The following is a 15221-nucleotide window of genomic DNA, read 5'->3' on the forward strand; positions in this document are numbered from 1 at the left end:
GCGTTTCGTTATTTTCTTTTTTCAGCAATCCGAAGCTTGGCAGAACGAGCCCGGTTGTTCTCTTCAAGCTCTTCTTGAGATGCCGTAATCGGTTTTCGTGTGATGAGCTTCAGCTCCGGTTCAAACTCTTCCGGTATAACAGGAAGCCCCGGAGGAAGTTCCGGAAGCGACGACTTTTCTTTAAAAGTGGTTTTGCAAATTCTGTCTTCTAGCGAGTGGAAGGTAATGACTGATACCCTGCCCCCTGGCTTCAGAACCTCAATTGCCTGCTCCAAAGCTTCTTCAAACACCCTAAGTTCATCGTTTACGGCAATTCTGATTGCCTGAAACACGCGTTTAGCGGGATGTCCGCCGCTCCTTCTCGCTGGAGCGGGAATCGCGTCTTTTATTAGATCGACCAGTTGGCCCGTAGTTTGAATAGGAGACTTCATTCTTGCCTCCTCAATTTTTCTGGCGATCTGTTTACTGAACTTCTCTTCTCCGTATTTAAAGAAAATACGGACGAGATCCTCATAGCGCCACTCATTAACGACTTCTTTCGCCGAAAGCGTAGCCGACTGGTCCATCCTCATGTCCAACGGTGCGTCATGATGGTAACTGAATCCGCGCTCCGGTGTATCCAGCTGCGGAGAGGACACCCCTAAATCAAATAAAATGCCGTCTACTTCTGTAATGCCTTGTTCATTCAAACATTCTTTTAAATACCTGAAATTGCTTTTAATCAGAATGAGCTGTCCTTTATAATCGGACAACACTTCTTTAGCATGCTGTAATGCCGTATCATCTTGGTCAAAAGCGATTAAACGCCCCTTCTCGGATAACTGCTGCAATAAGTATGTACTATGCCCAGCTCCGCCGAGTGTGCAGTCTACATATGTACCGTCTGGTTTAATATTGAGTCCGTCTACGGTTTCACGAAGAAGTACTGTCTTGTGTTGAAACATATTGTGTTGGTCCCACCTTTTATCAGGATGAATTGAAATTGTTTTTAGAGTGTTATACACGAAGAATCATTATATATCAAACCCAATCATGTTTTCAGCAATTTCAGCAAATGAATCTTCTTGCTCTTCTGTGTATTGTTCCCAAATTACTTTACTCCACAATTCAATTCGATTAGAAACCCCGATAACAACACATTCTTTTTCCAGTTTGGCGTAATTCAATAGAGATGATGCAATATTTACCCTGCCTTGCTTGTCCAGTTCGCATTCAGTCGCCCCTGAAAAGAAGAAACGGGTAAACGCGCGGGCATCTTTCTTTGTGAGAGGAAGAGCTTTTAGTTTTTCTTCAATTTGTTTCCATTCGTGCATAGGGTAGCCGAAGAGACATTGGTCAAGTCCTCTAGTCAGCACAAATTGCTCACCTAGGCCTTCTCTGAATTTAGCGGGTACGATCATGCGGCCTTTCGCATCGATGGTATGCTGATATTCACCCATAAACATGATCTCTTGCCCCACTTTCTCTCCTTAACTCACCACTATTCACCACTTCGCTCCACAACTTCATTTTACACTGTTTACCCATAAAAAAAAACCCTGAACTAGTCAGGGTTCTTTAAAACTTTATTTCAAAGTTTGACAACTTGATGTTGATTTTGAAAAGAAAATGGCAGATTCTTGAATGTCGTGAAGAATTTTGGACCGTACCTGTTCAAATAATACATGATATTCCAAATCCGTTCCTGCGGCGCAAGAAGCGGCTTAATGCTATTTTGAATTCTTTCATAATCCTTCAAGACGTAGCCTTCTTTTTCTTCAATTCGCTTCATCACCGTGCGCTCTAAGAATTGAAGCTGATCCTGAATAAAAGCGGCATTTTTCAGGAGTAAAGGTTCCATGCTTTGATCAACCTTTAACGCCTCCTGCCTGACCGTTTTGTGTATCGCTTCAATTTGGCTTTTCGCCTGATCCATCACCGCTGTAAACTCTTCCGGAATTTGGCGCTCGAAGTATGACTCTCTTTGATTCTCCGTTCCGCGCTCAATCGCGTCTTGTAATGAGATATTCCGTTCAGCCAGTTTTTTCTCAATATGCCGCTCAAGTATCGTAATGTTCAGCCTTGGCATGACAGGAGGCATTTTGAAGCCCATCACCGCAAAAGCCTGTTTGAGTTCGCCCCAATAATTGATTTCTCCAGGCCCTGCAATAAATGCTAAAGTCGGAATGAGAAATTCCTGCATTAAAGGTCTCGTTACAACATTGTTGCTGAAACGCTCTGGATGTTCTTCCATATGTGTATGAAGTTCATCCATCGTCCATCCTAGATCAAGCTCTTTGATGACAAATCGGTCGTTATCTTTTTCAATTAAAAAACGCTCTTCTTCGTATTCATAAAACAGATTCGCCTGCTCTTTTCCGGACTCGATAATCGGTTTGTAGCCTGCTTGACGCATGAAGGCCTGCTGATCTGATACAGCGCGGGCGAGTTCATCATTTTCTCGAAGAATCTTTTGGAACATGGCCGTTTCCAGCTTTTTAATCCCCGGATCTCCAGAATTTAATAAAACTAAGCCCTCTTCTTGGAACAAATCCGCGATCAACAGCTCAAAGAAGTCAGTAAACGTAACAGATTCCCTTAAACATCGTTTCACATTGTCGAGAAGTGTATTCGTATGGTCTGTTTCTTCAAAAGCGGCAAAAACATCATCTATCCACGCGGCACACTTTTCCTGATCAAGCGATGTACTCGCTGCTGATGATTTCTTCCAATAAGACTGAGGCAGCTTTTTTTTCACAGGCCCATTCTCTTCAGATGTGTGAACAAAATTAATCTCATCCAAATCGTGGTCTTCTCCAGCCACCCAGAAGATTGGTATGACAGGCACTTGCAGTTCCTTTTCTTGTTGCTTTGCTAAAACAATGATTGAAATGATTTTATGTATGGTGTAAAGCGGTCCTGTTAAAAGTCCTGCCTGCTGTCCGCCGACTACAGCGGCACTTGACGGGTCCTTCAGCTTCTCAATAGCAGACTGCATCGCACTTGAACCGAATTTATTATGGTAAGAGGTTAAGTACGCCGCCAATTCCTCTCTTGCGAAAAACCGAGAAGATAAGTCTTCCAGTCTTTCTCGCCACATGTCCTTATGATGAATACTGTAATCAAAAAAAGAAGACATTTCTTCTTTGCCATCTATATAGTGCTGTACAAACACATTCTGATTTTTGATGGAAAGTTCAGTTAGCTGCATCTTCTAGAACTTCCTTTCTCCAATAAATAGTTAGTGATCCGAAATGAGTATAGCATGTTACCGAAAAAGCTCAAAAGACTTTGTTTGTATTTCGCTCCAATGCTTTGATGCTGCCATATAAAAACTCTAGGTGGACTGCATCAAGACCTTGAAGACTTGCTTCCTTCAATAAGTATCCGATAATGGCGTCAGCTTCCGTCTGCCGGCCTCCAATGACGTCAACCAGCATGGATGAACGATTCTCTTTCGTTTGTCCACAAACGGCCTGAACCTGCTCCCAAGCCTTTTCTTCATTTTCAAGTTTTAAAATGCGGCATGCCTCCTGAAATACCAGCTTCATAAAAGCCAGGTAGGCTGGCGTTGTCAGCAGTTCTCCATTTTTCACCTGCAATAACGCAGTTAAAGGATTAATACACGCATTTACAATCAGCTTGCCCGTCAGCAGACGGTACCAATCCGTCTCATAATAAATCGGAAAATCCGAATGGTTATGCTGAAACAAGATGTTCAGCCAGTCTGGTTCAGCATCGTCGAACGCGCTCCATTTTATCGCACCTAGGCCTGTATGATCAACAGCTGTATCCGATTTTCTTACAGCTCCGTGCTCAACGATTCCAACATAAATGGAATGGCCAACGTGCCAGTCTTTTAGGTCGTGGATATGCCCCATGCCGTTTTGCAAAAATAATATATGCGTTTTCCCGATCCGTTCAAGCGACGAAAAAACAGATTGAAGCTGATGCTGCTTCACTGTCACGACAAGCAGGTCAAAGTCCGAATTGATACTCGTGTCCGCACTGCAATCAGCCCTGAATTCCTCCCCGCCTTTATAAAGCCGGATTCCTTCAGACTGAATGGCCGCAGCCTGTTCTTGCCGCCTCGTCACAACAGTCACGTCGTGATAAAGTGACAAATAATAGGCGCATAAAAGACCGACGGAGCCTCCGCCGATAATTCCAATTTTCATGATGTCACACCCAATTTAGCATTTACGTATTATCATAGCAGAAGTAAGAAGAAATTACTTCTCAAAGATCCCATGTGCTTAAAATTAAAGTTTAAATATTTGGATTTTTTAAATAAAGCGTTTACAATATATGTAGAAACAACAAAGGGGGAGATTTGTTTGACAAAGGTAGAACGTCTGCTTATCAACTATAAAACGCTGGAAGAATTCAAGAAATTCAAAGAATACGGCATTCAGGAGCTTTCAATGCTTGAAGAACTACAGGATAATATTATTGAAAATGACAGCACCTCGCCTTTTTACGGGATTTATTTTGGCGATAAACTTGTAGCACGAATGAGTCTGTATCAAGTTAACGGCAAATCGAATCCCTATTTTGACAACCGCCAGGATTATTTGGAGCTGTGGAAGCTTGAGGTTCTTCCGGGCTACCAGAACAGGGGATACGGGAGAGCCTTGGTTGAATTTGCAAAATCATTCAAAATGCCGATCCGGACAAATCCGAGAATGAAATCAGCGGAATTTTGGAACAAAATGAACTTTAAAACTGTTAAGTATGATATGGCGAGGGACAAAGGGGAAAACCCGCTCATCTGGCATCCTGATATGGATCACGAAATGACACCAGGAGAGTCTGCATAGAAATCAAAACAACCGGCCTATTCTTACTATAGGGCCGGTTCATTTCAGGCGTTTCTTTACGTTTCTTGAGCCGCTTTTTTCATTCTTCCGTCTTCCTTCGAAACAACCATTTTTCTGGCCCGATCCATGATATCGATCAGTGCCTTGTAATCCTCTTCTGTCATCTCTAGCTGATTCCGCAATGTCTGATTTTCACTCCGCAAATCCTCAAGCTCTTTTTGCAGCGATTGGATTTGCTCCTTCAATTTTTCCCTTTCAAGCTGAAATTCTTGTGCAGACGGCGCTTCTTTGAATTGTTCGAGAAATTGGATGACATCCTGAATGGACAAATCTCGTTTTCCTTCCGACGATGCCGAGGCAGTCTGCTTCATGGAATTCGGCATATTGACCGAATGAACGCCGATTTGCTTTCTCAGTTCTTTCCTTTGCTTTTTTGCAAGCTCTATACCTGACTGGTATTGTTTTCTCACATACGAGTTCCACCTGAAACCACAGGCTGCCGCGGTTCTGGTCAGCGCCCTTCCAACCTCCTCAAAGGCTGAAAGCTGTGTTCCTCCCTCTCGAATATGACGAAGCACCACTTCTGCCAGCAGCAAATCCTCATCCTGAGTCCAAGCATCTTGTCTTGTAATGGTCAAATTCAATCTCCCTCCATGTCAGCTTATTTATCTCATACATATGCCGGTAATAGATTAGATAGACTATTTGCACTCACAAATTTTCCGCAAGCTGACAGGAAGAGAAAAAGAAAAAGCGCAGGGCTTTCACCCCGCGCTTTTCTTATTAGTTACTTTTTACATTTATGTCTTTGCCGTTGTATGATCCGCATGCTTTGCATACACGGTGAGACAACTTCATCTCTCCGCATGACGGACATTCTGTCATACCAGGTACATTAAGTTTGAAATGTGTACGGCGCAATCTTTTCTTCATTTTAGAAGTTCTTCTAAAAGGTACAGCCATTATTCCCACCTCCTTAAAGAGTTAAGATTCATCATCTTGTTTTAAGAGCTTTTCGAGGGCTGCAAGTCTCGGATCAACTTGATTCTTCTTGTCTTCTTCCGAAATGACTTGCCAATCCTTTCCTTCTTGAGGAGCAGCTCCTTTTTCTTGTTCAGATTCACAAAAGATTTGCATAGGGATTTCTAAAAGAATTTCTTCTTTCACGATCGGAGTTAAGTCGATAGTATCGTCCTCAACAATGTGAACGTCATCATCTTCTATATCATCCGTGTGATGAAATATAAACAGTTCTTTTGTTGAAATTTCAAATGGATACGGGACATCAACGAGTGTTCTTGAGCATGGCAAAATCATTTCGCCTGAAATTGTAAAATCAAACGAAACCTGTTTGGATTTGATATCCGCTCTGCCCTTCACCCGGACGGGAGAAATGCGGCGAATGTCAGAATTCAGCTTTGTCAGCTCATTTAACTCAACTGTTTCATCAAACTCAAAACTTTGTTTTGGCATTTGATGCAGCTGATAAATCGTCCATTTCATTTGTATCACCTCAGGAAAGCAACAAACATGATTATAGCTTTTAAGATTGTTTTTGTCAATATTTTTTCTTTACAGCATAATGCTGCCATTGAAGTATCGTTGACAGCGGAATATGCTATGCATACACTTAAAACAAAAATAAGGCGTAAGAGTTTTCATTTGCAAATGTACCATACGTTTTTAAACATAGCAAGAAAGGCGGAAAAAATATGAAAGCTGTCGGATTGGTGGTTGAATATAATCCCTTTCATAACGGTCACCTTTATCATGCCCAAACAGCAAAGCTGCAAACCGGATGTGACACGGCTGTCGCGGTCATGAGCGGACATTTTTTACAGCGCGGGGAACCCGCTGTTGTATCAAAATGGGCCCGAACAAAAATGGCGCTGCAAAGCGGAGTTGATCTTGTCATTGAGCTGCCTTATCTTTATGCCGTGCAAAAAGCAGACATTTTTGCACGCGGCAGTGTTTCCATCCTGAACGAACTTGAATGTGAGGCGCTGTTTTTCGGGAGTGAAAATGGGGATATCAAGCCTTTTTTAGAAACAGCACAGCTTATTGATGAGCATAAACATATATTGAATGACCGAATTAAAGAAGAACTTAAAAAGGGGGCCAGTTACCCAGCAGCGGCGGCTATCGCCTTCAGCTCCATTTTGCATACTGAAAGTGCACTTGACTTGTCAAAACCAAATAACATTTTGGGATACCAGTATGTGACCTCGATTCTAACCGGGGGATATCCTATGAAACCTTATACTACGGCACGAATCTCTTCGGACTATCATGATGCCGATCTCCCTGAAGGCGAAAACCATATAGCAAGTGCCACAAGCATTAGAAAAGCGATGATTGGCCAGAATCTCGAAGCCTGCCTTCGTTTTCTCCCTGCTGCATCTGCACGTGAATTAGCAGCTTACCGCAAATCTTTCGGATTGTGGCATACACCTGAAAGCTACTTTTCTTACTTAAAATACAGCCTTTCAACTGTAACGGCACGGGAATTACAGCAAGTATACGAGGTGGAGGAAGGTTTAGAGCACAGAATTATTCGTTCGATCAGAAAATCCAGCTCCTATCAGGAATTTATGGAACTGCTGAAAACAAAACGCTATACGTGGACAAGGCTCCAGCGGATGAATACACACATTTTAACCAGAACAAAAAAACAGGATATGCAAAAGCTGCTTGACAACGATAAGGCGCCGTATATCAGGCTTCTCGGCATGACGAAAAAAGGACAGGCTTATTTATCCGAAAAGAAAAAAGCACTGTCTGTTCCGCTTGTCAGCAAACTGTCCTCTTTCTCCCATCCAGCTCTCGATCTGGACGTAAAAGCAAGCAGGATTTACAGCCTGCCGATAGAAGAGCCGCTGAGAACTGAGTTTGACCTACAGGAATACGGACATGCACCGATTCGATATGACGAAGATGAACAACACTTTTTAAATGTATAGAAAAAGCACCTGAGAATCAGGTGCTTTTCGCTTTCAGCTTATTCAAATAATCAATCGCATCCTGCATGGTATCAACAGGCACAATCTTCATATTTGAATCAATATCTTTTGCTGTTTTTACTGCGTTCTTATAATCGGAATTGCTGGCGCCGTTTTGATTTGGCGCGAAGAAAATGTCTTTTCCGGCTTTGTCTGCGGCGACGACTTTTTGATCAATGCCGCCGATCGGGCCTACTTTCCCATCAACATCAATGGTACCTGTTCCCGCAATATCGTAGCCTTTTGTTTCGTCTGGTTTTGTCAGCTGATTATAGATTTCAAGGGACATCATTAACCCTGCTGATGGGCCGCCAATATTTTCAATTTCAAAATCAATATCAGGCTCTACCTTCACGTTTCTGTCTGTATAAAGCGAAACTCCGATTCCTGCCCGATCCGGCTCATCAGGAAATTGTTTTAACGTAAGGGTGACACGCTTTTCTTTTTCTTCTCTTTCGATCTTTAACGTGACTTTATCTCCCGCTTTTTTGCTGCTGATAAAATCAATCAGCTTTTCAGCAGACTGATAGTTTTTGCCGTCTGCGCTGATGATTTTATCACCGACTTCTATTTTCCCTTTTGCCGGCATGTTTTCTACAACAGAGCTTGCGTATATGCCGTTAAAGGAATAGCTGACTTTTTTTCCTGCCTTTTGATAGGCGGCTATAACCGCATTTTCTTGCGAGCTTTTCATCATTTGGAGCTGTCTTTTCATATACTCCTTATCTGACTCGCCTTCCTCCTTAATGCTCTCATCGGGAACAATTTCATAATAAGGGTGCATCTTTGCCCACACATATGTAAACGGATTAGCCGGTCCCACTTTAACAGTCATTAAGGACAGGCTTCCTTTTTCCGGGTAGCCTCCCTCCACTTTTATCAATGAAGCAAGCTCTGTCGCTTCTCCCGGTTTTGTAATATAGTATGGAAGTTTTATAAATGATAAAACGGCGATCAGTATGAGGATGACGAGCATCCAGCTAAAATGTTTTTTACGTAGCAAATTATGAGCCCTCCCAATTCTCTATTTCTTTTCTTATCTTGCTGATCATTCGGTTTGTCGCCTCTTCGCCTGCCGATATCATTTCTTCAATATTGGCAAACGAGCTTGAGCTGTATGTTTCAAGGGAAGGGCGAATCATGATATCTGCGGCAATTGTTTGATGCCGCACTAATTCATTTTGCAGTATATCCATACTTTGCATAATCACATCAAAAATATGCACTGCTGTTTCAGTTTTTCGAACCCTGGAAACATCCGAAGCGATGATAATATCAGCTCCCATGTCTTTCACAACAGAAACCGGAATTCGATCGACGACCGCGCCGTCTACAAGAAGGCGTCCGTCCAGCCGCTGCGGAATAAAGATACCCGGGATGCTGATGCTGGCCCTCACTGCATCTGACACTGATCCTTTTCGGAACACAACCTTTTCTCCCGTCTGTAAATCACACGCAACAATGCCCAGCGGGATTTGGAGCTCTTCAATCGGTTTTCCGAATGTATAAGCATGCACAAGCTGTCTGACGCGGTCACCTTTTAAAAAACCGAGCTTCGGCACCGTATAATCAGCATAAAGCCTTCGTTTAAAGGCTTTGGCTACTTTTTTCATCGTTGCCACGTCATGTCCGGCGGCATAAAAACTGCCCACCAAAGCGCCCATGCTGCTTCCTGCAATCATATCCACTTCAATTTGGTGCTTATGTAAACTGGAAAGCACACCGAGATGAGCGAGCCCTCTGGCCCCTCCCGATCCTAACGCTAACCCGATTTTAGGTTTGGCCAAAGCGTTAACCTCCTGCCTGAATTCCCTGTATACCGAATTCTATGGTCTAAACTGAACCCCTATGCTCGTATATTAGTACAAAGAATCAAGAGGACAGGTACTGCTTGGCCGTTTTACATCATACATTATTTTATCATGATATACATGTCATTGGGCATTTTTAGCATCGGGGAGGTAAGAATGAACTTGTCGAAGATTAATACACTTTTGATTGCCTCGTTTTTTCTTTTTTTAACAGCGACTGTCATCTCACATCCACAGGCCTCATTCGAAGCCTCTAAAACCGGGCTGTCTATGTGGTGGGAGGTTGTGTTTCCGTCATTGCTGCCATTTTTTATTCTGTCCGAACTCTTAATCGGCTTTGGCATTGTGCGGTTTGTCGGTGTTTTGCTTGAGCCTTTTATGCGGCCGATCTTTCGCGTCCCGGGTGTCGGCGGCTTCGTTCTCGCTATGGGAATGGCATCAGGAAACCCAGCGGGCGCAAAACTCACTGCCCGTCTGCGGCAGGAAAATCAGATTTCAAGAGTAGAAGCAGAACGGCTCGCGTCGTTTACCAATTCTTCAAACCCGCTCTTTATTTTCGGCGCTGTTGCCGTCGGTTTCTTTCAAAACGCGTCACTAGGCATTTTATTAGCTTCTGCACACTATTTGGGGAATCTGGCTGTCGGTTTAACAATGCGTTCCTATGGCCGCAAGGAAGAGCAGCATCTCAGAAGAAAGAAAACGATACCTTTCCCTTCAGTCAAAGATGCTTTACACGCTCTTCATACCGCCAGACTTGCAGAAAAACGGCCCTTGGGTAAAATTTTAGGCGACGCCGTGACGTCTTCTGTTCAAACGCTTCTTATGGTAGGCGGCTTTATTATTTTATTTTCTGTCTTCAATCGGCTGTTGTCAGTGGTCCAGCTGACTGATGTTTTGTCTGTTTTCACAAAAGGAGCACTGACTTTGTTTCAGCTTCCGACTCAATTGGACATTCCGCTTTTATCAGGGATGTTTGAAATTACATTAGGCAGCAAGCTTGTCAGCGAGACAGATGTTTCTCTTCTGCAAAAAGCCATTATCGTCAGCTTTATTCTCGGGTTTAGCGGCTTTTCCGTACAAGCTCAGGTGGCAGGTATTTTATCGGAAACCGACATTAGATTTAAACCATTCTTTATCGCACGTTTGCTGCAGGGCGTTTATGCAGCTGTCTTCGTCATGTTTTTATGGAAACCTCTTTACACGGCATGGCATGATCCGTATCAGTATGTATTTAAATCTCTTAACAGCAGTGACATGTCAACTGCCTTTATAAACGGCTGGAATCTGCTTGTGCAGATCGGACCTGCTGTCACACTATGCGCGCTGTTTACGTACATTATCATTTTTTCTTACAGACTGACAAACGGAACAAAAAAAGGATGAGTCAAAACCCTCATCCTTGTCTGAATTTTTGCTGAAGCGCCAACTCTACTTCCGGCGGTACAAACTCTGATACCGAGCCGTTGTATCTTGCCACTTCTTTTACGATGCTTGAACTTAGAAACGAATATTGATTGTTTGTCATCATAAAAAACGTCTCAATAGATTCATCAAGCACCCGGTTTACTGATGTCCCCTGCATCTCGTATTCAAAATCAGATACAGCTCTCAAGCCTCTTAAAATCGCTTTCGCATTTTTTCTTTTTGCATAATCAATTAACAGGCCTTGCGATGTTTCAACTGTTATGTTCGGAATGTCTTTTGTCACTTCTCTCAGAAGCTCACACCGTTCTTCCACACTGAACAAAGGCTTTTTTGAAGAATTATTCAGCACACATACATACACTTGTTCAAAAATATGCGCCCCGCGTTTGATGATGTCCAGATGCCCGTAGGTCACCGGATCAAAACTGCCGGGACAGACAGCTATACTCGCCACCTCACTACCCCCTCTTTTTATAAATCGCCACACCTGTTAACCCATAGGTTTCTTTTCTTGTCATCACAAGATCTCCTACGGTTTCGGGAAGCTCGACCTCTCTGTCATGCTCAGCGACGATAAAGCCGTCTTCTTCCAGCATTTGATATTCGTCAATCAGCGTTAAAAGTGCTTTCAGCTTTTGTTCCTTATACGGCGGATCGAGAAAAATTCCGCGAAAGCCGCTTTCTCTTTTAGCAGCAGCGTGCAAAGCACGTTCCGCATCATTGCGGTATACCTGTGCATGTTTTGTAAGCTCCAGCGTTTTCAAATTAGATTTTACCGTTTGAATCGCTTTAAAATCACGGTCAACGAATATACAATGCTCAAACCCGCGTGAAAGCGCTTCGATTCCAAGACCTCCGCTCCCTGCGAATAAGTCAAGTCCCCTGCCCCCGTCAAAATAAGGGCCGATCATATTAAAAATGGATTCCTTCACTTTGTCGGTTGTCGGTCTTGTTGATGTTCCGGGTACAGCCTTTAGTGAACGGCCTTTTTTTGATCCAGAAATTACTCTCATGTTCCACACCACTTTTTCTAAAAGCTATTTTGTTTCTTTATTCGGCCGGACGCCGCTATGTACATAGAAAAAAATCAATCCTATCTTAACATAAAGCATTCTTCCAAACAATGAACGCTAATCTTGATAAACAGGTGTATAGGCAGCATGATCCTTGTCCATACTATAAGCAACAGCATCTAGAGGATGTTGTTGCCAACCGCGGAGAAGACTTACGTTTCCCCATAAGTTCTTCCTCCGGTTTCTCCTCTCCCTTTGCCTTCTCCTTAACATATTAAGGAATAGAAGGACCCCGCAGATGCCTGCGGGGATTTTTTTATAGCTATATGCCGATTTTATAATCGTATTCTTTTGCCTTATCAAGCTTTGACTCGAATTCCAATTTTAAAAACGGTTTATAAGAAGGCTCCACTTTTTTCACAAATGAGTAAGACGCAATCTTGTCCATTGTTTTTTCAATTTGGTTCATATCACAGTACAGTACGACATATTTTAATCGTTTTGATACATAGTGCACATTCCCGAACTTCCTCAGCATTTTGCTCTGCTTTAGGGAGTGCAGATACACAACCATGCCCTGGCGCCTATTCTCCAATACAATCACCTGCCTGTTTTCTCTTATATGTAAAAGACGAGACGGCCAGTCTCGTCAGGACACTTTACATCCGCAGCTTCCGCCTGAACCGCAACCGCCTCCGCATGAAGACAAACCGTCAAAATAAGGGTTCCCAGTCGGAACTTTCACATGCTCCGAAACAGCTGTCCCAATCTCAACGCTGACCTCATCAAGAATGGACTGGAGCTCATTTTCAGCTCTCTTGAAGTCAGCCACCTTATCGTTCAGGTCCAGCTCACGTTTGATCTCCCTCATTTTCCGGGATATTTCTCTATAGTCAGGATGATATTTGCCAAAACGCTGTACATCCTCATACTGCTCTTTTATTTTGATAAAAGAACGAATAATCCGACCTGCCTCTTCATCTTCCTGGAGACGCTTGTAACAATTGCGGTAGTTCTCAGCCGTCTCCGACTGCAGAATCATCTCGGCAAGCTGCTGAGCTTCACTTTGAAGCCGCACGGATTCCATCGTCGCATACATAACATGCACCTCCAGTTGTTAGTTTACCATGAAACCAGCCAATTGGAAAATGCTTAACCGCAGCCGTATACAAAACCTTATGTCCGCATGAAAAAAGACCCTTTTTCGGGGCCTTTTAATCTTTTGTCCGCATCGCTTGAAACATTTGCATCATCATTTGCGCCATTTGAATCCCGTTCGTAAACTGATTCACCCGATGCGGAATGGTTTTTTCATAAAAATTCATCATTTCAAGCTGAAAGGAGGACAGATCATCCGGTTTTCTTGAAAGCCTGCGGTACCATATCGGCTGTTCTCTGATGAATCGTTTCCGTTCTTCGTTTGCTAAAATATATTCCTGAACCTCTTTGCGCATATGAGCTCCCCTTTTTTAATCCTTTCGAAAAGAAAAAGGATGCTGTCCAGAGCCTGGCTGAGAATGCTTCTGTCCGCTTCCGGAAAATGTATTAAGAAGGCTTTGCAACGATGAGATCGACTGGCTCATTTTATTGATTTGTTCGTTCATTTGATTGACATCCATCTTTTTCACCGCTGTCACCATTTTCGAGACAAAATCATTTTTTTGCGGTGTTTCAGGCACAGCTTCAGAAGCTTCTTCCGGTTCCCGATATGGATCCCAAATCGGGTCGCTCTCCCCGAAGAGGACCCAATTTTCATATACGTCCTGCCAGCTTCTTTGTTCTTTGCGCACTTCTTTTATCAGCTTGGGATGCTTTTTGACGAATTGTTTAAAGTCATTGATTGAATGATTGGCATGTTGATTCGCCACAATCCTCACCCCCTCCGAAAATCGTTACCTACTACAATGTATCGTTTTGTCGGGCATTGTGTTCGCCTATATTCATTCCCAAATGAATTTTTAGCGATATCCCTATACACTGGTGAAAAAGCCTGACTGAAGGGATGGGAAACGGCCTTATCTGTAAGCTATCAGCACATTCATTCAGACCGGCTTGTATGGAAATAGAAAAAGCCGGGAACCATTCGTCCGCGGCTTTCATTACCATCGCTTAATAAAGTTTTGGGTGTAATATTTCCGGTCTACTCCGACACCAAGATGCGTATAATCTGAATTCAGAAGCGCTTTTCGATGGCCTTCGCTATTCAGCCAGCCTTCTACAGCAGCCGGACCGTCCACATAATTGTATGCGATATTTTCTCCCGCTTGCTGAAAATCAACATGCCCTTCTTCTAAGCGGTCTTTCAGCGAGCCGTATTTTTTAGAGACATGGGAGAAATAATTATTTTCCTTCATATCCTCACTATGCCCAAATGCCACTTCCGCCGTTGGCTGATCCCACTCAAGCTTCGCAAGTCCATGTTTAACGCGTATGACATTCGTCAAATCAAGGATTTGCTTTTCGCTCGTTGTTTGGATCTTTTTCCATTTCTCATCTGAAACGGCTTTCGGTTTAATTAATTCCCCGCGGTACACTACCTCATAAGGTCTTTGCTTTACAAAGGTCTGCGCATCAAACGCCCTGATGCTGGATAGCTTCCCCTCAAATTTGTCCATATACAGCTGGACATACATCTTTCCTACCTTTACAGTCGGTCTTGTATTGATATCTTCTTCAGAAAATTCAAACCGATAGGAATTTCCTTTATACTCTACATTCACAAATGGTGCCACCTGGGTGGTCTTAAATACTTCGCCAGTTGATTCTCCAATTTTGAAAGGCTTGGCGTTAATATCATTACCCGACGCGAATAATGTGACCACTTTATTGTTTAATACCCCGATTTGGATATATTGATCCTTACCTTGATTGTATACCCACCAATCGTAATCATAAGCCGAAGGGTCAATACGTTCAGGTTCCCCAAGCTTTTTCGTTACTTCATCGGCGGGCTTGCCCATGAAGGACAATAACCCTGAAGTCGGCATATGTATTCGTTTGCCGCTTTGCGCTTCCTCATTCGACACCTGAGGCTCGCTGTCATTTGATTTCTTTTCAGGAACAGATCCATATTGAATAAACAGAACATAGGTTCCGCAGATAATCAAAAGGATAACCATTGCTCTCAATATATTTTTCAATCTATCACCCCCGTGGCGATTCACAATCTCTTGT

General features: G+C 43.1%; 20 protein-coding genes. 4 read left to right on the forward strand and 16 right to left on the reverse strand.

All coding sequences use genetic code 11. The features are described from left to right. Positions 1–8 precede the first annotated feature (8 nt). The 4 genes from rsmH to BGM23_RS13920 all read right to left on the reverse strand — a co-directional run bounded on the left by rsmH (position 9) and on the right by BGM23_RS13920 (position 4157). Positions 9–944 (reverse strand): 16S rRNA (cytosine(1402)-N(4))-methyltransferase RsmH, encoded by a 936-nt coding sequence (gene rsmH / locus BGM23_RS13905; protein ID WP_014479723.1) that lies wholly within the window; start codon positions 942–944, stop codon positions 9–11. A 69-nt stretch (positions 945–1013) separates the two neighbouring features. Beyond that, positions 1014–1445, reverse strand: a complete 432-nt coding sequence (mraZ, locus tag BGM23_RS13910; RefSeq protein WP_003221402.1) for a division/cell wall cluster transcriptional repressor MraZ — start codon at positions 1443–1445, stop codon at positions 1014–1016. 125 nt (positions 1446–1570) lie between these two features. Next, the gene (gene bshC, locus BGM23_RS13915; protein ID WP_046664172.1) at positions 1571–3190 is read right to left on the reverse strand and encodes a bacillithiol biosynthesis cysteine-adding enzyme BshC; all 1620 of its coding nucleotides are present in this window, start codon (positions 3188–3190) and stop codon (positions 1571–1573) included. 70 nt (positions 3191–3260) lie between these two features. Further along, complete coding sequence (locus BGM23_RS13920) at positions 3261–4157, reverse strand: 2-dehydropantoate 2-reductase (RefSeq protein WP_046664171.1); 897 nt, start codon at positions 4155–4157, stop codon at positions 3261–3263. Positions 4158–4316: 159 nt separating this feature from the next. Here BGM23_RS13920 and BGM23_RS13925 point away from each other — a divergent pair, with 159 nt between their 5' ends. Next, positions 4317–4799, forward strand: a complete 483-nt coding sequence (locus BGM23_RS13925; protein ID WP_014476736.1) for an N-acetyltransferase — start codon at positions 4317–4319, stop codon at positions 4797–4799. 56 nt (positions 4800–4855) lie between these two features. Here BGM23_RS13925 and gerR read toward each other — a convergent pair whose 3' ends face one another. The 3 genes from gerR to BGM23_RS13940 form a co-directional block, all read right to left on the reverse strand. Then, the gene (gerR, locus tag BGM23_RS13930) at positions 4856–5437 is read right to left on the reverse strand and encodes a sporulation-specific transcriptional regulator GerR (RefSeq protein ID WP_015383592.1); all 582 of its coding nucleotides are present in this window, start codon (positions 5435–5437) and stop codon (positions 4856–4858) included. 145 nt (positions 5438–5582) lie between these two features. Further along, positions 5583–5762: a 50S ribosomal protein L32 gene (rpmF, locus tag BGM23_RS13935; protein ID WP_003154457.1), complete on the reverse strand. Its 180-nt coding sequence runs from the start codon at positions 5760–5762 to the stop codon at positions 5583–5585. A 21-nt stretch (positions 5763–5783) separates the two neighbouring features. Continuing rightward, on the reverse strand, positions 5784–6302 hold the full coding sequence (locus BGM23_RS13940) for a YceD family protein (protein WP_014479718.1): 519 nt from the start codon (positions 6300–6302) through the stop codon (positions 5784–5786). 27 nt (positions 6303–6329) lie between these two features. On the opposite strand from BGM23_RS13940, the gene BGM23_RS13945 reads away from it, so the two are divergent. Beyond that, the gene (locus BGM23_RS13945) at positions 6330–6515 is read left to right on the forward strand and encodes a hypothetical protein (protein WP_003232215.1); all 186 of its coding nucleotides are present in this window, start codon (positions 6330–6332) and stop codon (positions 6513–6515) included. Beyond that, positions 6512–7759, forward strand: coding sequence for a nucleotidyltransferase (locus tag BGM23_RS13950; RefSeq protein ID WP_003244707.1), 1248 nt, complete (start codon positions 6512–6514; stop codon positions 7757–7759). Before BGM23_RS13945 ends, BGM23_RS13950 begins: the two co-directional genes overlap by 4 nt. A 16-nt stretch (positions 7760–7775) precedes the next feature. On the opposite strand, the gene ddcP is transcribed toward BGM23_RS13950, so the two are convergent. Further along, complete coding sequence (ddcP, locus tag BGM23_RS13955; RefSeq protein WP_046664167.1) at positions 7776–8801, reverse strand: protease DdcP; 1026 nt, start codon at positions 8799–8801, stop codon at positions 7776–7778. A gap of 1 nt (position 8802) precedes the next feature. Continuing rightward, positions 8803–9585, reverse strand: a complete 783-nt coding sequence (locus tag BGM23_RS13960) for a patatin family protein (protein ID WP_021479345.1) — start codon at positions 9583–9585, stop codon at positions 8803–8805. A gap of 180 nt (positions 9586–9765) precedes the next feature. On the opposite strand from BGM23_RS13960, the gene spoVV reads away from it, so the two are divergent. Continuing rightward, positions 9766–10992, forward strand: coding sequence for a dipicolinic acid transporter SpoVV (spoVV, locus tag BGM23_RS13965; protein ID WP_046664166.1), 1227 nt, complete (start codon positions 9766–9768; stop codon positions 10990–10992). A 10-nt stretch (positions 10993–11002) separates the two neighbouring features. On the opposite strand, the gene coaD is transcribed toward spoVV, so the two are convergent. From coaD to BGM23_RS14000, 7 genes are all read right to left on the reverse strand, one after another. Beyond that, positions 11003–11488: a pantetheine-phosphate adenylyltransferase gene (gene coaD / locus BGM23_RS13970; protein ID WP_003245283.1), complete on the reverse strand. Its 486-nt coding sequence runs from the start codon at positions 11486–11488 to the stop codon at positions 11003–11005. A 4-nt stretch (positions 11489–11492) separates the two neighbouring features. Then, positions 11493–12047 carry a 16S rRNA (guanine(966)-N(2))-methyltransferase RsmD gene (rsmD, locus tag BGM23_RS13975; protein ID WP_029317761.1) on the reverse strand — a complete coding sequence of 185 codons (555 nt, stop codon included), beginning with the start codon at positions 12045–12047 and terminating at the stop codon, positions 11493–11495. A gap of 322 nt (positions 12048–12369) precedes the next feature. Then, on the reverse strand, positions 12370–12642 hold the full coding sequence (locus BGM23_RS13980) for a YlbG family protein (protein WP_015715839.1): 273 nt from the start codon (positions 12640–12642) through the stop codon (positions 12370–12372). A gap of 54 nt (positions 12643–12696) precedes the next feature. After that, a complete protein-coding gene (gene ricF, locus BGM23_RS13985) occupies positions 12697–13146 on the reverse strand; it encodes a regulatory iron-sulfur-containing complex subunit RicF (RefSeq protein ID WP_003221370.1) in 450 nt (149 codons plus the stop codon). A 115-nt stretch (positions 13147–13261) separates the two neighbouring features. Continuing rightward, positions 13262–13501, reverse strand: coding sequence for a YlbE-like family protein (locus tag BGM23_RS13990; RefSeq protein ID WP_003232231.1), 240 nt, complete (start codon positions 13499–13501; stop codon positions 13262–13264). Positions 13502–13516: 15 nt separating this feature from the next. Continuing rightward, a complete protein-coding gene (locus BGM23_RS13995) occupies positions 13517–13915 on the reverse strand; it encodes a YlbD family protein (protein WP_003232233.1) in 399 nt (132 codons plus the stop codon). A gap of 231 nt (positions 13916–14146) precedes the next feature. Then, a complete protein-coding gene (locus tag BGM23_RS14000; protein WP_014479713.1) occupies positions 14147–15187 on the reverse strand; it encodes a CAP domain-containing protein in 1041 nt (346 codons plus the stop codon). Positions 15188–15221 lie beyond the last annotated feature (34 nt).

The organism is Bacillus sp. FJAT-14266, from assembly GCF_001719225.1.
In the GTDB taxonomy this organism is placed as follows: Bacteria; Bacillota; Bacilli; order Bacillales; family Bacillaceae; genus Bacillus; species Bacillus subtilis.